The following is a 21,542-nucleotide window of genomic DNA, read 5'->3' on the forward strand; positions in this document are numbered from 1 at the left end:
GCCCGTGGCTTTTTCTGTCCCGGAGAAGGGATGGCTTAGACACCCAATTTCCTACTTCAGAACAGAACCTTACGCTACTCCCGCCAACCCTCCTGACCGCCCCGGTGAATAGGAGAGGCTAGCAGTCCAAGGAACACGGCTGCGGCAGACATCTCGAAAGTAAGCGCAAGGCCCACCATGGACACAAGCATGCCCATGTGCCCGATCACCAGAATCTGGCGGGAAGAGCATCGTGCAGCAAAAAGCATCCACAGTGGCAGAGACAGGCTTTGCCCCAGCGTAACGCCCGTCAGCGCCCATCCCGACCATGCCGCGTCGTCGAAGGCAGCGACACCCAGGAACGGCAGCGCGCGGGTGAAGAAGGGGATAAGTGCGCTCTGGATGGCAATAACCCCAAGCGCCTGTCGGTAGGATGCGTTCGACAGCATTCTTTTCACCAGCACCGGGATAGGAGTAGCCGCCGCCATGGCCGACGACGCGACAGGCAGATGAAGCGTGGCCCTGCGGGCAATGAGCAGTGTGGCGAAATACACTGCGGCCCCCACAAGGCCGAAGGCAATGAAAGCATTATGTTGCTCGCCCATGTCGCGGGTGCACAGGACTTGCGTGAGTGCCAGCCCGACGCAGCCAGCGCCCAGGGCGCTGAAGATGAGGCGCAGCGCCGACACCGCGCTGCCTTTCCGCGCGCTCGATGCGACGCGGACCAGCAGGGTGTTGTGCCCAACGTCGCACAGCGTGTACCCGATCCTGCCGGCGATCACCGCGATCACCGTCAGGGGCATGCCGCCGAAGACCGGCGCTGCGAAGATCAGCGCGAAGGATACGGCACACAGCGGCGCGCCGACGCGTATGAGGTTCGCCAGGCCGGCCTGGCGCCCGGTCCGGTCGGTGCGGTAGGCGATGGCGAGATCGGCCAGCCCGTCCCAGACCATCAGGCCCGTGAGCAGGATTCCAGCGCTCGCCAGCTCCATGCCCGCCTGCGAAACCAGGAAATACAGCAGGACGCTCTCGAAGGCGGTCCACACGAAGCTCTTGCCGAGATTGCCCGCGCTGTAGCCCAGCATCGTGCGGAAGCTCGATGGGCGTACTGCGGGGCTGGCGGGAGATGGGGGGGCGCGGCGCGCGATCATGACGGTGGCCCCTAGATCGTGGATCTTTCATTTTTTTGACGCAGTGAAAATATATCAGCGCATCCATGCCTCTCCTCACCCGCCCCCGACTCCTGCTCAGCGATGCCCAGCGCCGGGTGGTCCAGCACTTGCGCATTCATGGCCCGACCGCCCGCGTCTATCTGGCCCAGGCGCTGGACATCAACGCGGCGACGCTGACGCGGCTGACCCAGCAGCTCGCGGCGATGGGGCTGATTGAGGAGAACGGCGCCAGTCCGGTAAGCGTGCGGGGGCGGCCGACCATCCCCGTCGCCATCAGCGGCCATGGCGGTTGGTCGGTGGGCGCGACGCTGCATCCCGGCTGGCTGGAACTGATCGTCATCGACTTTCGCGGCGACGTGCTGTTCGCCGATTCGCAGCCGTTCGTTGAGACCGATCCCCGGGCCTTCGCGCGCACGCTGGACGAGCGGCTGCGCGCGCTGGCGGCCGAGCGCGGTTTCATGCGCGGCCGCTTCCTGGGGCTGGGAGTGGCGGTCGCGGGCTATGCGCTCAATGGCGATCGCAACCGGCGCCGGGTGGTGGACTGGATCGCGCCGTGGAACGATATCCCGCTGCAGACCGTGCTGGGCGACGTGCTCGACATGCCGGTGTGGATCGAGAACGACGCCGCCGCCGCCGCGCTGGCCGAATATTATCGCCCCCACATCATGAGCCGTCATCGCTCCGTGCTGGTGTTCTTCCTCGGGCACGGCGTGGGCGGCGGGCTGATCGCGGAACGGGACCTGTTTGCGGGCGAATTTTACAATGCCGGGGAAGTCGGCAGGCTGTTTCCCGGAGATCACGATCGCCCGTCGGGGATCAATCTTCTGGAAACGCTGCGCAAGGCCGGCGCGACGGTGACCTCGCTCACCGATCTGGACGGGCTGATGGACAGCCACGCCGCGGTCTTCGATGCCTGGATCGAAAGCGCTGCCGACCAGCTGACGACGGCGGTGCAAAGCGGCGTCGTCTGGCTCGATCCGGGGGCGGTGGTCATCTCGGGGGCGATCCCCAAGCCCGTGCTCGAAAGGCTCGCCGCCGGGGTCGAGGCGCGCTGCGCGGTTCTCCATGCCGGCTATTACGCCCCCATCCCGCGCATCTACGCCTCGGACCTCGGCAGCCGGGCGGTGGTGCTGGGCGCCGCGCTCGCGCCGCTGCACGACATCCTCGGACTGCACTCCTGAGCCGCCAGGTTTCCACGGATATGCACCGCCTCTTTAATTTCATGAAATCAATTAAAACCGTCACAGAACCCCGCGAGAGGGCCCTCAACGAATTTACTCAAGGGGGTTCCATGCGACCGAAGACGATCCTGATCCTGAATGTTGCCGCCGCCGCGCTGTGCGTGGCCGCGCCCGCGTTCGCGCAAACCGCACCGTCCGCGCAAGCAGCACCGTCCGCGCCGGCTTCGACCGACGAGGCGCAGCCGACCGACATCATCGTCACCGGCTCCGCCCGCGCGCAGCGACGCTTCGACGTGTCCTACGCGGTCAACTCGCTGTCGGAGGACGACATCAAGAAGCTCGCGCCGCAAAGCATGGCGCAGCTGTTCAGCGTCGTTCCCGGCGTCCAGGTCGAATCGACCGGCGGCGAGGTGCAGAACATCACCCGCGTGCGCGGCATTCCCACCGATCGCGGCTACCTCTATTTCCAGCAGGACGGCTTGCCGCTGTTCCACGATCTGGACGGCTACTTTTTCAATTCGGGCGACGGCATGAACCGCAGCGACCTGATGACCCAGCGGGTCGAAGTGGTGCGCGGCGGCCCGGCGCCGATCTACGCCAGCGGCGCGGCGGCGATCGCCAACGTCATCACCCGCACCGGCAGCGATATACCCGAAGGCGCGGCGCAGGTGACGCTGGGCACGAGCGGGCTCTACCGCCTCGATGCCTACCAGTCCGGCCCGCTGGGCAAGGACACCTATTACGCCATCGGCGGCTTCCTGCGCCAGAACGACGGCTATCGCGACGCCGGTTTCCCGACCGACCGGGGCGGCCAGATCCGCGCCAACCTGAAGCATGACTTCGACAACGGCTTCGTGAAGGTTTCGGGCCAGTACACCAACGACCGCAACATTTTCTATCTCTCGCTGCCGACCGCCGACCCGCGCGATCCGTCGGTCAGCCTCAACCCGTATCTCAATTCGCTGACCGGGACGCTCGACACCCCGGCGCTGCGCGCGGCCAACATCGCGTATCGTGACGGCAACGGCGTGGTTCAGGGCAACACCTATGACCTTGCCAATGGCCGCCACATGCGCTTCGGCAATCTCCAGGTCGATTACGAAGGCGACTTCGGGGAATGGCATGTCTCGGCCAAGGCCGGGTACACGCAGGGCCGCTCGACCTTCGATGCGCTCTACACCACGTCCAATCCGCAGGATGCCGATACTTTCGCGGCCGGCTATCTGTCTGCCGCACAAACAGCCTTCGGGAATGTCGCATTGCTGGGTTATGCCATCGCAGGCACGAACGGGGCCACCGCCTACGACCCGAACAGCGAATCCGGGCTCATCCTCTCGGCGCAGTATCGCCATACCGACGCCAAGTTCTATTCCGGCCAGGGCGACCTCAGCGTCACGCGCAAGTTCGATACATCGTTAGGCACCCATGACGTTCGCGTCGGCGTGTATGGCGCCAGCTGGGGCAGCACGATCTTCGGGGTGTACCAGAACTATCTGCTGCAAGTCGCCAACCAGCCGCAGGTCCTCGACCTTGTCGCCCGTGGCTCGGACGGTTCGGTGCGCGGATACGTCACCGACAACGGCGCGCTGACCGATGCGGCCTCGCTGATCGGCGGGAAATACGAGGCACGGATGCTCGCCGTCTATGGCACGGATAGCTGGGACGTGACCGACCGCCTGCGCATCGACATCGGCCTGCGCCACGAATGGTACGACTACAGCGGCTATTCGCGCACTACGGCGGCTTACGACCTGGGCGATGCCACCACGCTGGCGGACAACGCGACACGCGGCTTCACCGGCGCTATCGTCAATTCGACATTCAAGCCCAAAGCGACCAACTGGACGGTCGGCGCCAACTACGATCTGACCGGCAATTTCGGCCTCTATGCCCGCGCGTCGCAGCTTGAAGTGCCGGCCAACGGCTCTGTGGTCGGTTCTGCCGGGGCGTCATACACCGCATCGAAGGCCAAGCTTTACGAAGCCGGCGTGAAGGCCGTGTTCGGCCGTTCGTACTTGTACCTCACCGGCTTCTACACGAAGTTCGACCCGCTCAACGCCAGCTTCGCGACCTACAACCCTGTCACCGGGCGCAGCGACCAGCCGATCACGTTCCTGGGTTCGGCGGAAGACAAGGGCGTGGAAGCGGACGGCCTGCTCCGCATCGCGGGACCGTTCTCGATCGCCGGGGCCGTCACGGTTCAGGACCCCAAGTACATCAATTTCACCAGCACCACCGGTGCCAGCGCAGGCGATGTGCTGGGCAAGCAGATCGTCCGCCAGCCCAAGGTCTACGGCAACATCCGCCCCAGCGTGGACTTCACCCTCGGCAACGGCGACCATGTGAGCGTCTATGGCCGCTACGATTACGTCGGCAAGCGCTACGTCGACGTGACCAACACCACCGCGCTGCCCGCCTACGGTTACTTCGGCGCAGGCGCGACCTTCGATCACGGGCCCTGGAGCCTACAGGTGGTAGGCGACAACATCACCAATGCCCACGGCTTCACCGAAGGCAACACCGCCGGCGACACGCTGACCGGCCAGGGCACGCCCGAAGCGATCTTCGGCAGGCCGCTGTGGGGACGCAACGTGCGCTTCGTCCTCGGCCTCAAGTGGTGATCGCACCGCGCTGAACGCGTTGGCCCGGACGCGCGCGTCCGGGCCGCGACCCGCCGCACCGCCCCCGCGCGCGGCCCTATTCCCTTCGATCCTGGAAAATTCCCTATGAAAAGCGCCACTTTCGCGGCGGTCGTGCTGACCGTTGCCGCCCCGTCAGCCCATGCCGCCAGCCCCGCCGCGATCATGACGAACATCCGCAACCCGCAAGGCTCGCTCGTCGTGGTCGCGCATCGCGGCTGCCATGAACCGGCACCGCATCACGGCTACGGCCCGGCGCCGGAGAACTCGGTGCAGGCGCTCGAACACTGCGCCGCGATGGGCGTCGACATGATGGAAACCGACGTGCGCGAGACGAAGGACGGCTACCTCGTCATCATGCACGACGACAGCGTCGATCGCACCACGACGGGCACCGGCAAGGTCGCCGATCTTACGCTGGCCCAGATCCGGACCCTGCGTCTTCGCCAAAACGAAGGCGGCCCCGATGCCCCCGCCACCGACCAGCAGGTCCTGACCCTGGACGAGATGCTGGCGCTCGCCAAGGGCCGCATCACCCTGAACCTCGACGTCAAGGACCCGATCTACCCAGAAGTGATCGCGGCGGTGCGCAAGGCCGGTGCCCAGGACCGCGTAACGCTCAAGACCCGGATGGGCGTCGGCTCGCAGCCGCTGGCGGCGATGGCGCCTTACGACCAGGTGCCGTTCCTGGTCATCCCCCAGGACGGCGACAACAGCGGCAAGGCCATCCCCGAGATGATCTCCGCGCAGATGGCGGGCACGACCAAGCCGGTGGGCATCGAACTGCCCTACCGCCTGCCGCTCGGCGCGCTCCCCGCCATCGCGCAGCGCGCCAAATCGCTGGGCGTGCGCCTGTGGGTCAACATGCTCGACGGCAACTTCGTCATCGGCGCGGGCAGCGACAAGGACGCCCTGCGCGCGCCGGACGCGGTGTGGGGCCGGCTGGTGCGCGAGGGCGCCTCGATGCTGCTGACCGACGAGCCGGAAGCGATGCTCGCGATGCGGGAAAAGGCGCCTCATTGACAAAAAAATCGCGGTATCGTGGGCTATTGTTGCAGGATTTTCAGAACCCGGCTTGGGTTTTGAGGTTCGCGATTTAAATAGCCAGTTCCGCCATGCTTAATTTCAGTCCGCAAAGGCAGGTTATGTCGGAAACCGCCGTTCCCAGCCTGATTGGGAACGGCGGTTTTGTCCCAGCCCCGGTCAAACGCGGACCGACCGCTCGCGGGCGCGCCTTTTTCCCACCTGAGCGGCTTGGATGGGCGCATTTCCGCCGGGCAGTTCACGCCACCACACGCCGCGCGCTCTGGTAGTCTGCTTTGATTTGATGGGACATGTTGTCGAAGACGATATCATCGCCAGTATCGAGGTCGACGGTGGTTGCGGAATAGCCTGGCGCACCGCCCTGGTTGGCTGGGAACCTGACAGCGACGAGCGGTAACCATTGCTTTCGTACAGCCAATCTGTTCACGGTCAGGGGCAGAATTGTTGGGGGATGTTGAACGCGGCGTTCGTACAGCCGCGCCCAATCAGTTGCAGCTATCGCAAAGGGCGACGTATCTCTCTGTGCAACGAGTGAATCGTGCGGCCCGCGATCAGCCAGATAATCAGTTCGTCGACAGCGTACCGAACGTAATGTCCGAAACGTAAGAAACGTGGCCCCCCGCCGTACGATCGCAGTTCGCTCAGGTGCTTATGGCTCAAGGTGAGAATTCTGCTCGCCGTTCTTGGCTCGACGATCAGTCCTCGACCCACAAGGTCACTGAAAGGGTTTTCAGCATATTCTCGCGATGGGGCGCTCGCATCGATTTTGCTTTTGTAGACATCGATATCGGCCAAGCAATATCGGACCGGACGGCCGATCTTGAAATACGGCAACCCGAAGCCGCGTACTCGAGAATACGACAGGTCTTCTTTTCGTAGACCTAATATACGTTCCGCCTCGCCGGCTGTAACAAGGCCAAGAAAGGGGGCTTCCTTAGAGAATTTCATAGAGCGAAGTTCGATTGGCTTCATCTCGTCGTGGAATGTATGTTTCATATAATGTTCTTTGTTCGATGAAGAGTGAGCTAAGTCTCGGCGTCACGCTATTCGTCTTGGTGTCGCGAGTGCATACGCCGGCATCTGCCGAGCCAGGAAATAATGTCCTCGAGCAAATAGCGGACATGGCGACCATATGTTTGATATTGCGGGCCGTAACCAAACTGCCGGAGCTTCCACATAGTTCTGATATCGAGGGTTAAGAATTCTGACATTCCGTGATGATCCAGTAATATTCCCTTTGTTGAAATTTCATCAAAAGGGTCGTTTTTAAATCGCGGATTTGTGCGCCTAATTACAACTGAATTATAATACACCTCAATGTCATGCTCGGCGTATCGAATTGCGCCGCCCATCTTGAAGTAGGGAATTATCACGCGCCGCCCGCATTCGCGCGTCGGTCGGCGCAATCGTACGCCTAAACGTTGCTCAGCCTCCTGGGCGGTAATCAGAGGAAGGGGAGCGATTTCTCTGACGAATCGTAACGAATGCCAATCGCTCCCGCGCGAGGGTTTGTCAGCGTCATCGATCATTGACTGCTCTCCATTGGGTGGCAGCAGTTCTCCTCGTTTCACCTTTCTTTCCAGACGATAGTCTGCGAAATTTATCGGCAGGCTTGAGTTCGGTACACTCGACCGGCGGCCCGGCTAGCATTGCCGACTTTCGCTCTGAAACAAGTTCGGCCGCCGCTCGAACTTGCGCATCTTCTGCATGGACATAGCTCATGAATACCGTAACGGCCTTATGGGCGGTCAGAGCCATTCCGACTTTCAACGGAACGCCTGAATTTGCGATGTCCGTTGCAGTGCGATGTCGGATGGCATGTGTCCCGACATGCGGTATCCCACATGCTGTGAGGACACGCTTCCAAGCTTGCCAGTACAGACCGGGCTTTAGCGCCTTCATGTAGTTGGTCGTGCCCGGGACGACAAAGGGTGAGCCCTCAAAACGAGGAGCGGATTTCAGCAGGCGGTAGGCCTCTGCGCTGATCGGCTTGGAAATCGGCCCGGTCTTGCTGTCTGGCCAAGTTACTCGACGTTCTTCGAAATCGATCCATGACCACTCCAGGTTTGTGATCTCGGACATACGAGCCGCGAAGGCGAACTGAAGGCGGATACCCAGGGTATAAATTGGGTGTTCCAACCCGAGCGTGTCCGCCCGATCTAAATAATCGAAGACCTTCCTCATTTCTGCATTTGAGAGCAGTCGCGTGCGTTTGCCTGCGGGATAGCGCGGAATCATTTTGCAGGGATTTGTTCCGTCGGTCCGATGGCCCCAGACCTCGGCGCATTTGAACATGAATCTGAGGATGTCGAGCGACTTGTTTGCCGAAATGGGCACATGCGCCATATCCCGCATGAGGTCAGCTATATCAGCTCTGGCCACCTCATCTACCTTGATCGTCCCAATTCTGGGGATAATGTGTTTTCTGAAGAGCGCTCTATACCCAACAATTGTGAGAGGCTTATTGTTGGGGATTGAATAACGATTAATGAATTCGTCGCAGAACTCTCGCATTGTTGGGTTCTTTCTTGCGTGGTTTTTGGCTAGCGATGGGTCCTTTCCTGCGCGCACTTGTGCCGACCACTCCTGAGCAATTGCGCGGGCCTGTTCGACAGTAAGCGCGCCGAAAGAACCGATTGCAGGCTTGCGACGCTGGCCTCCCAGAGTCCGATACTGCAGCATAAATATCTTGGAGCCAGCGGGAGTGACTTTGCAGAGGAAGCCCGGGACCTCTGTGTCTCGAAGTTCGTAGGCTTTTTGCTGCACTTCGGCGGCATCGAGAAATCGCTTCGTAAGCTTCTGCTTGGGCATTTGAATCTCCTCGATGGAGAAGGCCTAGGGGCCAGATAAGAGTCGAGCGGATGGAAGTCCGGGCGAGCAACGGCGTACAATGCACTCTTTATACGCTTCCATAAGGCTAGATTTAACAAGATCTTATCATGTTGGAGCGTAGTTCAGCATGCTGCATCGTGAAGCTTTCTCTAGCAGGGATTATGACATGCCCGCGCAGCCGGTGCTGTTCGACTACACCGTCGGTCGCCGCAAGATACCCGCGCTTGCCGCACCGACCAAGCGGGGCGAGATCTTCATCCTCGACCGCGCCACCGGCCGTCCGCTGACAGGCGTGGAGGAGCGCGCCGTGCCTCGCGGCGGCTTCCCGGGGGAGCGCTATTCGCCCACCCAGCCTTACGTGAAGGGTTTCGCCTCCTTCGCGCCGCCGCCACTGACGGAGGCGGGGATGTGGGGGGCGACGCCGATCGACCAGATGTGGTGCCGCATCCGTTTCCGCTCGCTCGACTACAAGGGCATGTTCACCCCGCCTTCCGAGCGCGGCATGATCCAGTGGCCGGGCACTTTTGGCATTCTCAACTGGGGTAGCGTCAGCATCGATCCCGCGCGCCAGATCATGATCGTCAATTCGGCGGCGATCCCTCAGGAGGTACGCCTGTTCCGCCATGGAGCCGATACCGACCGTCCAGCCTTGGCGAAGGACTCGCACGCGCCGGGCTATCTGCCGCAATACGGCACGAACTACGGTGTCAGCCTGCTGCCGATGCTCTCCCCGCTGGGCATTCCGTGCGAGGCGCCGCCATGGGGCAAGATTGCCGCCGTCGATCTGAAGACCGGCAGAATCGCGTGGAGCCGCACCTTCGGCACGTCCGCCGATACCGCACCGCTGGGCATTCCGGTGCCGGGGGCGTTCAACCTGGGCGGCTCTGCGAACAGCGCGGGCGGGGTGACCTTCATCGGCGCTGCGCTCGACAACTACCTGCGTGCCTTCGATACCGCGACGGGCAGGGAGTTGTGGCGCGGCCGCCTGCCGGCAGGCGGGCAGGCGACGCCGATCACGTATGTTTCGCGTAGGACCGGACGGCAGTATGTCGTCATTGCGGCAGGCGGACATGCCTACATGGGTACGACGCCGGGAGACAGCGTGGTCGCCTTCGCATTGCCGAAAGCGCGATAGGGCTCGGGGGTGTCTCGCGCAGGAGGCACCGGCTTGCTAGGGTGGAGGCATGACCTCGCCGATCCCATCGCTGCCGACGACCGCCCCGGATGCGCCTGACTTCGTCGTTATCGACGTGGAGACGGCCTGCTCGCGCGTCAGCAGCATCTGTCAGGTCGGCATCGTGGGCTTTCGCGACGGGCGTGAGGTCATGGCCTACGAGACATTGGTGGATCCTCGTGATGAGTTTTCCCCGTTCAATATCGGCATCCATGGCATCACCGCAGGCCATGTTACCGGGCAGCCGACCTTCGGCGAAATCCATGCCGTGCTCGACGGGCATCTGAGCGGCCGGATTGCGGTCGCACACTCGGCTTTCGACAAAGGGGCTCTGGCCGCCGCATGCCGGCTGGGCGCGCATCCGCTCATCGAGACCGAATGGCTGGACAGCGTCCGGGTGGCCAAGCAGGCCTGGCCGCAGCTGTCGAGCCATCGTCTCAACGTGCTCGCACGGTTTCTCGGGATAGAGCACCGGCATCACGATGCCTTGAGCGATGCCCGCGCCGCCGGGATGGTGATCGTGAAAGCCATCGAGCACACCGGCATCGACCTGAAGGGCTGGATGACCAGGCCCGCGCGCGCCAAGCCCAAGCCGCCCCTGCCCGCCTCGGAGGGGCCCTTGAGCGGGGAGCGGGTCGCAATCCTGGGTGAAGCGCTCGACGGCAAGCTCGCCGCTGCCGTGGCGGCGGCGGGTGGCCGGGTCGTGCGGTCGGTGGGCATGACCACCACTTTGCTGGTGATCGCCAAGGCGCAGCCCTACGGCCGTTGGGTGGATGCCAGCCCGATGCATCTCCGCGCGCAGGAGCTTCGCGAGGCCGGTCGACCGGTTGCCGTCGTGTCCGAGGACGCACTGCGGGCAAGGCTCGGCCGGGCAACCTGAAGCGGGCATAACCCCGCCTCGCGGATGGACGCACGCAGGGACAGGCGGTTAACGGCGGCCGATGAGTATCATTGCCACCATCATGAATTCGAGCACGGGTCAGCCGATCCAGAAGATGAAGTTCGAGCGGATGCCCAAGCCGTGGGTTACCGTGCACCTGGAAAACGGAGAGCAGGTCACCGCCGACCGCGTCCATGTCGGCAAGCCCGCGCCGGGCAAGTTCATCGCGCCCGTCGAGGTGTGGGTAACGCCCAAGGCCTGATCGAGGCTGCGCGCCGCGGGGAATGGATCGCGCCGGTCATCGCGGCGTGATCCGCAAGCGGCGACATGGACCGACATAAATCCACATGCATGACAGGCTCGAAATCCGCCTTTAGGCGCCGTCGCCCGGCACGTCGCGGGCCAGCCCCACCATCACGCCGAGTTCGCTGCGGATTCGCGGAGCGATCTCTTCGGGATGCCCGGCATGGGCGCGCAGTTGCGACGTCAGGAAGCCGGAGAACAGTGCTGCTTCGGTGACGCCGACCTGCCGCCGTGCGCCGACAAGGTCCTGCAGCGCGCCGTGTGAAGTGCGGCCGCGCAAGTAGCGCAGCTGGGCGCCGAACTGGCGCAACGAAGCATCGCGCGCGGTGGCGACCAGAAGTTCGTCGCGGCCCCGGGCATTGCCGCCGCGCTGCATCATCCCGGCCAGGTCGCGGGCCAGAGCGTCGGCCAGATCACGAGCCGTATCGCGCGCGGGGGCTTCGGCCTGCAGGCGCTCGACGTTGGCGCGGTAGAGCCCCTCGAACGCCGCTTCGAGCAGCGCGGGCTTGGTGCGGAACTTGTGTGACACCGTGCCCAGCGTCAGCCCGGTGCGTTCGGCGACGGCGCGGTGAGTGAGGCGGACGAGCCCGTCCTCGTCGATGATCCTTGCGGCGGTTTCCACGATGTGGGCGGCCGTCTCGTCCCGGTCAGGCAGCACGGGCATCGAGCGCAGGGCCGCCTCGCGCGCGAAGTCGCGCCAGGGCGCAGCGGGCAGGGCAGTGCCGGTCAGCCATGCGCCGAGCGTACGGGCGGTTTCGTCGAGCGCGGCGCGGTCGACCAGGCGCCGCCAGCGGATCATGTGGAAGAAGCTCTCGTTCTCGAACACGCGCTGCGCAACGATGCTGCCCGCACCGAGGCCGAAGCGCCGGCCCGCCTCGCTCCAGAACCGCTGCCACAAGGCGGCCCATTCCCGCGCCGCATCGCCGAAGAGCGGGGACTGGTGCGCAAGCAGCTGGCATTCGCGCCAGGCGAAGGCCAGCCCGCGCTGCTCCTCGCACCAACCGTCGGTGATCTGCGCAAAGAATCCTGCGAAGGCGGCGGGCGACGCGTCCAGCCCGTCGACCTGGCGGCACTGGCGGTCGCACCACAGCTTCGCCTCGACCAGACACTGCCGCTGCGAGGCCAGCAACAAGTGTTCCAGAGACCCGAAGTGATGGTAGATCGAGGAGACCGGCGCTTCGGTCAGCCCACTGATCCGGCGGGCGGACATACCCGCTGCGCCGAGCATTTCCCATTGCCCTGTGACTACGGTGATAAACCGGTCGAATGACGATGATTCCGCGGCTTTCATGGCGCTCATGATAGTGAAGGCCCGACTGGCTGTCCCGCTCCCGTAGCAGACAACGCGCCAGCGATCGAGCGATACCCGCGTGTTGCGACCGTTGTGGTATTGCCGGAAAAGTGTCATTCAACGGACATACATTCGTTCTATCTGCCACGACCGAGGAAGATATCGTCGGCATCGGCACGCTGTTCCACAAGAGATTCCGCCTTCCAGCGCGCTACCTGTTCGGCGTCCTCCTCCATTACTGACCGGGACAAATACCATGCGAAAGATCACCGCGACTGCCTTGCTGACCGCTCTGCTGCTGACAGGCTCGCCCGTCGTGGCGCGGGAGCTGGCGACGCTGACCCGCCTCGATGCTTCGACCGTGGAACTGAAGCGCGACGATACTGCTCCGGTAGCGGTGTGGATCAGCGCCGACACCGTGCTGGACAAGGGCGATCAGCGCTTTGCCGGCGCCAGCAAGGACGGCGTGCTGAAGCTGCCGATCGCGGCGACGGACCGGCGCTACGTGATTCTCGAAGGGAAAGGCGGCAAGGGCCGCACCGTCGTCGCTGAGCGAGTGCTGCCGTTGGAGCAGGGCAGCAACTTCCGCGATGTCGGTGGCTACGTCACCAAGGACGGGCATACGGTGAAGTGGGACAAGGCGTTCCGCTCGGGCGCGATGCCGCTGCTGACGGATGCGGACTATGCGCTGCTCGGACAACTGGGTATCGGCAACGTCGTCGACTTGCGCTCGATCGAGGAGCGCGAAATCGCGCCGGACCAGCTCGACGATAAGGTCGGCGCGCTGTTCATCGCCAACGACTATTCGCTGAAGCCGCTGATGGCGAAAATGGGCCAGGGTGGCGGCGAGAACATGTATGCGGGCATGGAAAAGATGCTGGCGCCGCAGTTCCGCTCGCTGTTCCGCCGCCTGATCGCTGACGAGGGCGCGGTGGTCTACCATTGCTCGGCCGGGCAGGACCGCACCGGCATGGCGACGGCGCTGCTCTACGACGTGCTTGGCGTTGATCGCGAGACGGTCCTGAAGGACTACCATCTCTCCACCGAGCTGCGCCGCCCGCAGTTCGAGATGCCCAAGGTGGACCCCAAGGACTATCCGAACAACCCGATCCTGAAGTATTACGTTGCGGGCGAGGACGGCAAACCGCGCAAGGCGGAGCCGCTCTATACGCCCTCCGGTGCCTCGCATCTGGCGCAGTTCTTCACGTACCTCGACAAGCAGTACGGCGGTTCGGAAGCCTACTTGCGCACGCTCGGCTTCACCGATGCGGACTTCGCGAAGCTGCGCAAGACAATGCTGGACTGATGACCTGCGACGGCTGATTACAATTTCTCACTATTTGCGGATGGGCGGCGTGACTGCGCCGCCCTAACCGCGGTGCATGGCATCCGCACCTTGCATCCCGCTCCGTCACCGCGCATTCGGCGCCTTGCTTACGTCCGCCGCGATCATGGCGCCGCAGGGAGCCGAGGCGCAGCAGCAGGCTGCTCAGGCGGGCGGGGGAGCGCCGGCTCAGGTGAGTTCCGGCGACGGGGATGACATCGTCGTTACCGGGCAGGCCCTGCCGGGCGCGGTGATTGGCGACATTCCGCCGGAGAACAAGCTGGGCCAGGCCGAGATCGCCTCCTACGGGGTCGATTCCATCGCCGAACTGCTCGACGAACTGGCCGACCAGACCACCAGCATCGCCGGGCGCGATGCCTCGAGCGGGCCGGTGGTGCTGGTCAACGGCAAGCGAGTCTCAGGCGTCAACGAAGTCGGTGACCTGCCGGTGGAATCCGTGCTGCGCGTGGATATCCTGCCCGAGGAAGTCGCGATCAAGTACGGCTACGACGCGCAGTCGAAAGTGGTGAACATCATCCTCAAGCGGCGCTTCCAGTCCAAGGTCGTGAACCTGGGCGGCGGCATGTCGGGCGAGGGCGGCGGCGGGCAGGGCACGGGTGCTTTCACCTATACCAAGATCCGCGACAACGACCGGCTCAACATCACCGGCAAGGCGACCAGCCAGGCCGCGATCCGCGAAAGTGACCGCGACATCACCGCCGATCCGGACAGCACCGTCACCCCCGTCGATTCCATTTCGGGCGAGAGCGACTACCGCACCGTCCAGGCATCGACCCGCAGCTATGCGCTGGGCGCCAGCCTTGCACACCAGCTGAGTTCGAATGCCACCGCCTCGTTCAACGTCAAGGGCACGTACCAGACCAGCCGCTCGCTCGACGGGCTGGCGACCGGGGAGCTGACGGTCCCGGCGGACAGCCCCTATGCGGACGGCACCGAGAACACGTTCAACCGCTATCTCTCGCAGGACCCGCTGCGCAAGGCGGTGAACACCGGCGGTGTCTCGGCGGGCGGCACGGTCAACGTCGATCTTTCGACCCGCTGGAAGCTCTCGGTGATCGGCAGCTACGCGCATTCGGAATCGGAGACGCGGGCCGACAACGGCTATGACGTGACGACGCTGCAGGATGCCCTCGATGCGGGAAGCGCGGGCGTCGATCCCTATGGCACGCTTTCGCCCGCGCTGCTGGGGAACATGATCGTCAATCGCGCGAAGTCGAACTCCGACACCGGCAGCGCCAGCATGCTCTTCTCGGGCAAGGTGCTGCCGCTGCCCGCCGGCGACCTTGGCGTCAGCCTGAAGCTGGGGGGCGATTTCACCGCGCAGTCCTCCACGAGCGTGCGGGACGGCATGGCGAGCAGCGGCGATGCCGATCGCACCAACGGCAGCGCGCGCCTGAGCGTCGACATTCCGCTTACCAGCCGCAGCAGGGGCGTGCTCGGCGCGATCGGGACGCTCAGCGTCAACCTCAATGCGGGGGTGACGCAAGTGTCCGACTACGGCAGCCTTGCGACTTTCGGCTATGGCCTCAACTGGCGCCCGCGCGACGGGATCACCGTGATCGCGGCAATGAACCAGGACCGCAGCGCGCCCACCGTTGCCAATCTCGGCGATCCGACGGTGACCACCAGCAACCAGCGCGTCTACGACTACGTGACCGGCCAGACCGTGCTGGTGACCGCGATTACCGGCGGCAACCCCAACCTCAAGGCCGACGACCGTCGCAGCTTCAAGCTCGGGCTTAACGCACAGGTGCTGAGCACGCCCAAGCTCAATTTCAGCGCCACTTACGTCAACAGTCGCAACCGTAACGCGGTGCTATCGCTGGGCGGCGTGACGCAGGCGGTCGAGGACGCCTATCCCGACCGCTTCGTGCGCGACGAGGACGGCAACCTGCTGTCGGTCGATGCGCGGCCGGTCAACGTCTACCGCCAGCGCAGCGAGCAGGTGCGCTGGGGCTTCAACCTTTCGGCGCAGCTGCGCAAGCCTACGCGTCCGCCGCGCCCGCCTGCGGGTACGTGGGGCGCGCGGGGGGCGGGCCGCCGAAGCGAAGCGAACGGAGAGGCACCGCCCGCACCGCCCTCCGGCGAGGAGCGTCTGGCCGAGGGGCGCGGCCCCGAGGAGGGCACTGGCAACGAAATCACCGTCAACGGCGAGCGTGAACGCGCCGCTGAGGCTCCGGGCTTCGGGCGACCGCCGGGCGACCGCGGCGACGATGGCATGGGGCCGCCCGATGGCATGGGCCCGCCGCCTGACGGCATGGGGCCTCCCCCGGGAGAAGGTCCCGGCGGCGGTCCGGGCGGCTTCGGAGGTGGTCCGCGCAGTCCCGGCGGCAGGGGCTTCGGCGGAGGCGGCGACAACGGCGTGCGTCTGCTCGCCTCGCTCTACCACACCTGGGTGCTGCGTCAGAACGTCCAGCTGACCGAGGGCGGGCCGACGATCGACCTGCTTGACGGCGGCACGATCACCGGCTCGTCCACGCCGCGTCACAAGGTGCAGGGCAGCCTCGGCCTGATCGACGACGGCCTCGGCCTGCGTCTGGAGGGCAACTGGCAGAGTTCGGCGGACGTCACCGGCAGCACCTCGGCCTCGGGCAACCTGCATTTTGCCTCGCTGGCGACGGTGGACCTGCGTGTGTTCGCCAATCTCCAGAACCGCTTCCGGGGCAAGGACTGGGCACGGGGCACGCGGGTGAGCCTGTCGGTGGAAAACCTCTTCAACCAGCGCCAGAAGGTCACCGACGATACCGGCGTGACGCCTTACGCCTACCAGCGCGACTATCTCGATCCGATGGGTCGCACGATCCTGTTGTCACTGCGGCGCATCTTCTGAGCGATGGGCTTGACAGATATTCTCAATCAAATAACTTGAGAATATCTCAGGTCGTCATCCCGCCGCAGTCGCGCGGCTGGGTTTCGATCGAAAATATGTGAAAGGAAGCTCGGATGACCACGTCCCGCAACGATTTCCATGTTTTCCGTCGCGGTCTCGAATGGGCCGTCAGCCTGCACGGGGTCGCTCTCGACGTCTTCGCCAGCCAGAAGGCCGCGCTCAACCGCGCGATCGACGCCGCGCACCAGATCGGCATGCAGGGCAGCGAGGCGCAGGTCCTTCTGATCGAAAGCAATAGTTCGCCCCGGCCTCAGTGGGTCTTCGGCCATCATCCCTATCCACCTACGGCCTGATCCATAATGTCCGCCACGCCCGCACCGGCCGCTATCAGATAAGCGTGGCAGGCCCGGGGCAGTTCCCGCCGCAGGCAGGCGAAGGCTTCTTCGGAGCCTTCCGCCTCCATGACCACGCGCACTGATCCCCCCAGCAGCGCCGCGAGCATGAATGCGGCCGAGGCCGGGTCCGCGAACTTGGCGCCGGGAGCGGCGGCCAGCAGGTCCTCGATCATCCCCGTCATGCATGTCGCGGCTCTTTTCATGTGCTGCGACATGTCGAACTCGGCCGCTATGGCGTAGATGGCCCGCGATGCGACCCGGTCCGCCATCTTGGCATCGAGCCAGGCGATGGCGAGGCCGTTGGCGATAGTCTCCAGGTCGCTTCCGGCAAGGCGCTCGGCCGCGTCCCGCATCGCGCTTTCGATCATCGCGAACTGGCGCTCGACGAGGGCGAACAGCAGCGCCTGCTTATGCGGGTAATACTGGTACATCGTGCCCACCGACACCCCGGCGCGCTCGGCGACCCGCGTGGTCGTCAGCCGCCCGACTCCGTCCGCCAGCAAAACCTGAATGGTGGCGACCTGGATCGCCTCGATCGTCACGGCAGAGCGCGCCTGTTGCGGGGTTTTCCGGGGCTTGAGAAGGTCGGGTGCGGGCCGATTCATATGCGAATTCCGAAACTGAAGGATCGTTCATATCTTGGGGTCTCCCAACGTTCCCCGCAAGGAGCTTCATGATGAACCGAGTTCTCGTCACCGGCAGTTCGACCGGGTTCGGCCGCGACATCGCCGAGTATTTCCACGAAAAGGGCTGGCATGTCGCCGCGACCATGCGCAATCCCGCCGCCAACACCCTGTCCGTGTCCGAGAGGATGCAGGTGCTGGCGCTCGACGTCACCGATCCGGCCAGCATCGCCGATGCCGTGGCGCAGGCCGGGCCGGTCGAGGTGCTCGTCAACAATGCGGGCATAGGCTGGCTCAATGCGCTCGAGGGCACGTCGCTGGACACGGTGCGCGGCATCTTCGAGACGAACCTGTTCGGCACGATCGCGATGATGCAGGCGGTCCTGCCCGGCATGCGCGAGCGGCACTCCGGCATGATCGTCAACGTCAGTTCCAGTTCGCTCTACAAGCCTCTGCCGCTGCTGTCGGTCTACCGCGCGAGCAAGGCGGCGATGAATGCGCTGACGGAATCGGTCGCTCTCGAACTGGCGCAGTTCGGGATCAAGGCCCGGACCGTCATGCCCGGCATGGCCCCCTCGACCGCCTTCGCGGCGACCGCGCAGGAGCAGATCGCCGCAGCGGGCGGTTTTCCCGAGGCTTACGCGGCATTCGCGGGCGAGACGCTGGCGATGATGCAGAGCGCGGGGCAAGGCCCGGTCACCACGGCGCGGGACGTGGCGGAGGCGGTCTACCGCGCCGCGACCGATGCGGATTGCCCCATGGTGCTGCCGGCGGGCGCCGATGCCATAGCCTGGGCGAACGGGGAATAGGCCACTCGGGTGGGAGCGGACATTCTCCGAGTGGCTTCACCCAGATTTGAAGCAGATTTGAAAATGCCGTTTTCCTAGGCATTCGGTGCCTTGCCAGTCGGCCCCGGTTGGCGTACCGGGGCCGCATCAGCCACTAGGCCGGTCAACGATACCTGTCATGGTGGCTCCCGCCCACTCCATGACGTAGGGATCACGATGAGCCTATACCTAGATTACCTCGCCGAAATCGAAAGCAGGAAAAATCAGGGGCTCGCGCCCAAGCCGATCGACGACGGCGCGCTCATCGCGGAAATCATTACCCTCATCGAGGATACCGGCAGCGAATACCGCGCCGACGCTCTCAAGTTCTTCATCTACAACACGCTTCCCGGCACCACCAGCGCGGCCGGTGTGAAGGCGGCGTTCCTCAAGAAGATCATCCTCGGCGAAGCCACCGTCGCCGAAATCACCCCGGCCTTCGCGCTCGAACTGCTCTCGCACATGAAGGGCGGTCCTTCGATCTCGGTGCTGCTCGACATCGCGCTCGGCGATGACGCGGCCATCGCCGCCGAGGCGGGCGAAGTGCTCAAGACCCAGGTGTTCCTCTACGACGCCGACATGTTCCGCCTGCGCGACGCGCTTCTGGCCGGCAACGCCGTGGCGAAGGGCGTGCTGGAAAGCTACGCCAAGGCCGAATTCTTCACCAAGCTGCCCGACGTCGAGGACGAGATCGAAGTCGTCACCTTCATCGCCGGTGAAGGCGACATCTCGACCGACCTGCTCTCGCCGGGCAACCAGGCGCACTCGCGTTCGGACCGCGAACTGCACGGCCAGTGCATGATCTCGCCCGAAGGCCAGCAGGCGATCGTGGCGCTCAAGGCCGCGCACCCGGGCAAGCGCGTGATGATGATCGCCGAGAAAGGCACGATGGGCGTCGGCTCCTCGCGCATGTCGGGCGTCAACAACGTGGCGCTGTGGACCGGCAAGCAGTCCAGCCCCTACGTTCCCTTCGTGAACTACGCCCCCGTCGTCGCGGGCACCAACGGCATCTCGCCGATCTTCGCGACCACCGTGGACGTGACCGGCGGCATCGGCATCAACCTCAAGAACTGGGTCAAGCAGATCGGCGAGGACGGCAAGCCGATCCTCAACAACGACGGCAACCCGGTGCTTGAAGAGAAGTTCTCGGTCGAGACCGGCACGATCCTCAAGATCGACGTCAAGAACAAGAAGCTGACCGACGAAGCCGGCAACGAACTGGTCGACGTCGCCGCCGCCTTCACCCCGCAGAAGATGGAGTTCATGAAGGCGGGCAGTTCCTACGCCATCGTCTTCGGCAAGAAACTCCAGACCTTCGCGGCTGAAACGCTGGGCGTCGAGGCACCCACCGTGTTCGCTCCGAACAAGGAACTCACCGTCGAGGGCCAGGGCCTGACCGCTGTTGAGAAGATCTTCAACCGCAACGCCGTGGGCGTCACCCCGGGCAAGGTGCTGCATGCCGGTTCGGACGTGCGCGTCAAGGTGAACATCGTCGGTTCGCAGGACACCACCGGCCTGATGACCGCGCAGGAACTGGAAGCGATGGCGGCCACCGTCATCTCGCCGCTGGTCGACGGCGCCTACCAGTCGGGCTGCCACACCGCTTCGGTGTGGGACAAGAAGGCCCAGGTGAACATCCCGAAGCTCATGTCCTTCATGAACAACTTCGGCCTGATCACCGCGCGTGATCCGAAGGGCGTGTATCACGCGATGACCGACGTGATCCACAAGGTGCTGAACGACATCACCGTGGACGACTGGGCGATCATCATCGGCGGCGACAGCCACACCCGCATGTCGAAGGGCGTCGCCTTCGGTGCGGACTCGGGCACCGTCGCGCTGGCGCTCGCCACCGGTGAGGCGACCATGCCGATCCCGCAGTCGGTCAAGGTGACCTTCAAGGGCAAGATGCAGCCCCACATGGACTTCCGCGACGTCGTCCACGCGACCCAGCAGCAGATGCTGGCACAGTGCGCGGGCGAGAACGTGTTCCAGGGCCGCATCATCGAAGTCCACATCGGCACGCTGCTGGCCGACCAGGCCTTCACTTTCACCGACTGGACCGCAGAGATGAAGGCCAAGGCCTCGATCTGCATCTCCGACGACGAGACCCTGATCGGCTCGCTGGAAATCGCCAAGTCGCGCATCCAGATCATGATCGACAAGGGCATGGAGAACGCGGCAGGCACCCTTGCGGGCCTGATCGCCAAGGCCGACGCCCGCATCGCCGAGATCCGCTCGGGCGAGAAGCCGGCGCTGTCGCCGGACGCTTCGGCCAAGTACTTCGCCGAGGTGGTCGTGGACCTCGACATCATCGATGAACCGATGATCGCCGACCCGGACGTCAACAACCCGGACGTCTCCAAGCGCTACACCCACGACACGATCCGCCCGGTCTCGTACTACGGCGGCACCAAGAAGGTGGACCTCGGCTTCGTCGGTTCGTGCATGGTCCACAAGGGCGACATGAAGATCATCGCCCAGATGCTCAAGAACATCGAGAAGACCGAGGGCAAGGTCGAATTCAAGGCGCCGCTCGTCGTCGCCCCGCCGACCTACAACATCGTCGACGAACTCAAGGCCGAGGGCGACTGGGAAATCCTCCAGAAGTACTCGGGCTTCGAATTCGACGACATCAACCCGAAGACCGCCAACCGCACCGAGTACGAGAACATCCTCTATCTCGAGCGCCCGGGCTGCAACCTGTGCATGGGCAACCAGGAGAAGGCATCGAAGGGCGACACCGTCCTCGCCACCTCGACCCGTCTGTTCCAGGGCCGCGTCGTCGAGGACACCGCGAACAAGAAGGGCGAATCGCTGCTCGCCTCGACCCCGGTGGTCGTGCTCTCGACCATCCTCGGCCGCACGCCCAGCGCGGACGAGTACAAGGCGGCCGTTGAAGGCATCGACCTGACCAAGTTCGCTCCGGCCCAGACGGCGGCTTGATCGGCGTAGTGTCGAAGGTCCGGCTGACCAAGCCGGACCGGACGCATTGGTTATGAAAATGGCGGCGCATGCACCTCGCAT

At 64.2% G+C, this 21,542-nt stretch carries 17 protein-coding genes; 11 read left to right on the plus strand and 6 right to left on the minus strand.

Going from position 1 to position 21,542, the window contains the following annotated elements; all coding sequences use genetic code 11:
• Window positions 1–74 precede the first annotated feature (74 nt).
• Window positions 75–1,064, minus strand: a complete 990-nt coding sequence (locus ACYPYD_RS01650) for an MFS transporter (protein ID WP_459661826.1) — start codon at window positions 1,062–1,064, stop codon at window positions 75–77.
• A 131-nt stretch (window positions 1,065–1,195) separates the two neighbouring features.
• On the opposite strand from ACYPYD_RS01650, the gene ACYPYD_RS01655 reads away from it, so the two are divergent.
• The 3 genes from ACYPYD_RS01655 (at window position 1,196) to ACYPYD_RS01665 (ending at window position 5,994) form a co-directional block, all read left to right on the plus strand.
• The gene (locus ACYPYD_RS01655) at window positions 1,196–2,332 is read left to right on the plus strand and encodes an ROK family protein (protein ID WP_459661827.1); all 1,137 of its coding nucleotides are present in this window, start codon (window positions 1,196–1,198) and stop codon (window positions 2,330–2,332) included.
• 110 nt (window positions 2,333–2,442) lie between these two features.
• The gene (locus tag ACYPYD_RS01660) at window positions 2,443–4,953 is read left to right on the plus strand and encodes a TonB-dependent receptor (protein ID WP_459661828.1); all 2,511 of its coding nucleotides are present in this window, start codon (window positions 2,443–2,445) and stop codon (window positions 4,951–4,953) included.
• A gap of 105 nt (window positions 4,954–5,058) precedes the next feature.
• Window positions 5,059–5,994 carry a glycerophosphodiester phosphodiesterase family protein gene (locus ACYPYD_RS01665; protein ID WP_459661829.1) on the plus strand — a complete coding sequence of 312 codons (936 nt, stop codon included), beginning with the start codon at window positions 5,059–5,061 and terminating at the stop codon, window positions 5,992–5,994.
• Window positions 5,995–6,510: 516 nt separating this feature from the next.
• Here ACYPYD_RS01665 and ACYPYD_RS01670 read toward each other — a convergent pair.
• Genes ACYPYD_RS01670 through ACYPYD_RS01680 form a run of 3 tightly spaced genes read right to left on the minus strand, consistent with a single transcriptional unit; the run spans window position 6,511 to window position 8,826 of the window.
• On the minus strand, window positions 6,511–7,011 hold the full coding sequence (locus tag ACYPYD_RS01670) for a hypothetical protein (RefSeq protein ID WP_459661830.1): 501 nt from the start codon (window positions 7,009–7,011) through the stop codon (window positions 6,511–6,513).
• Between the two features lie 47 nt (window positions 7,012–7,058).
• Entirely contained in the window at window positions 7,059–7,544 is a 486-nt protein-coding gene (locus ACYPYD_RS01675; protein WP_459661831.1) for a hypothetical protein, read from the minus strand.
• Complete coding sequence (locus ACYPYD_RS01680; protein WP_459661832.1) at window positions 7,534–8,826, minus strand: tyrosine-type recombinase/integrase; 1,293 nt, start codon at window positions 8,824–8,826, stop codon at window positions 7,534–7,536. Before ACYPYD_RS01680 ends, ACYPYD_RS01675 begins: the two co-directional genes overlap by 11 nt.
• Before the next feature lie 187 nt (window positions 8,827–9,013).
• Here ACYPYD_RS01680 and ACYPYD_RS01685 point away from each other — a divergent pair, with 187 nt between their 5' ends.
• The 3 genes from ACYPYD_RS01685 (at window position 9,014) to ACYPYD_RS01695 (ending at window position 11,163) form a co-directional block, all read left to right on the plus strand.
• Complete coding sequence (locus ACYPYD_RS01685; protein WP_459661833.1) at window positions 9,014–9,982, plus strand: outer membrane protein assembly factor BamB family protein; 969 nt, start codon at window positions 9,014–9,016, stop codon at window positions 9,980–9,982.
• A gap of 49 nt (window positions 9,983–10,031) precedes the next feature.
• On the plus strand, window positions 10,032–10,901 hold the full coding sequence (locus ACYPYD_RS01690) for a 3'-5' exonuclease (RefSeq protein WP_459661834.1): 870 nt from the start codon (window positions 10,032–10,034) through the stop codon (window positions 10,899–10,901).
• Between the two features lie 61 nt (window positions 10,902–10,962).
• Window positions 10,963–11,163, plus strand: coding sequence for a hypothetical protein (locus ACYPYD_RS01695; RefSeq protein WP_459661835.1), 201 nt, complete (start codon window positions 10,963–10,965; stop codon window positions 11,161–11,163).
• A gap of 111 nt (window positions 11,164–11,274) precedes the next feature.
• On the opposite strand, the gene ACYPYD_RS01700 is transcribed toward ACYPYD_RS01695, so the two are convergent.
• Complete coding sequence (locus ACYPYD_RS01700) at window positions 11,275–12,432, minus strand: TetR/AcrR family transcriptional regulator (RefSeq protein WP_459661836.1); 1,158 nt, start codon at window positions 12,430–12,432, stop codon at window positions 11,275–11,277.
• A gap of 319 nt (window positions 12,433–12,751) precedes the next feature.
• Between ACYPYD_RS01700 and ACYPYD_RS01705 the strand changes: the two genes are divergently transcribed.
• The 3 genes from ACYPYD_RS01705 (at window position 12,752) to ACYPYD_RS01715 (ending at window position 17,023) form a co-directional block, all read left to right on the plus strand.
• Window positions 12,752–13,801: a tyrosine-protein phosphatase gene (locus ACYPYD_RS01705; protein ID WP_459661837.1), complete on the plus strand. Its 1,050-nt coding sequence runs from the start codon at window positions 12,752–12,754 to the stop codon at window positions 13,799–13,801.
• A gap of 145 nt (window positions 13,802–13,946) precedes the next feature.
• Window positions 13,947–16,670: a TonB-dependent receptor gene (locus ACYPYD_RS01710; protein WP_459661838.1), complete on the plus strand. Its 2,724-nt coding sequence runs from the start codon at window positions 13,947–13,949 to the stop codon at window positions 16,668–16,670.
• Between the two features lie 113 nt (window positions 16,671–16,783).
• A complete protein-coding gene (locus tag ACYPYD_RS01715; RefSeq protein ID WP_459661839.1) occupies window positions 16,784–17,023 on the plus strand; it encodes a hypothetical protein in 240 nt (79 codons plus the stop codon).
• On the opposite strand, the gene ACYPYD_RS01720 is transcribed toward ACYPYD_RS01715, so the two are convergent.
• Window positions 17,005–17,670, minus strand: coding sequence for a TetR/AcrR family transcriptional regulator (locus ACYPYD_RS01720; RefSeq protein WP_459661840.1), 666 nt, complete (start codon window positions 17,668–17,670; stop codon window positions 17,005–17,007). The genes ACYPYD_RS01715 and ACYPYD_RS01720 overlap by 19 nt on opposite strands.
• Before the next feature lie 71 nt (window positions 17,671–17,741).
• Here ACYPYD_RS01720 and ACYPYD_RS01725 point away from each other — a divergent pair, with 71 nt between their 5' ends.
• Both ACYPYD_RS01725 and ACYPYD_RS01730 read left to right on the plus strand, forming a co-directional pair.
• A complete protein-coding gene (locus ACYPYD_RS01725) occupies window positions 17,742–18,497 on the plus strand; it encodes an SDR family oxidoreductase (protein ID WP_459661841.1) in 756 nt (251 codons plus the stop codon).
• 195 nt (window positions 18,498–18,692) lie between these two features.
• Complete coding sequence (locus ACYPYD_RS01730; RefSeq protein ID WP_459661842.1) at window positions 18,693–21,461, plus strand: bifunctional aconitate hydratase 2/2-methylisocitrate dehydratase; 2,769 nt, start codon at window positions 18,693–18,695, stop codon at window positions 21,459–21,461.
• The last annotated feature ends 81 nt before the right edge of the window (window positions 21,462–21,542 follow it).

The organism is Novosphingobium sp. 11B, from assembly GCF_054589055.1.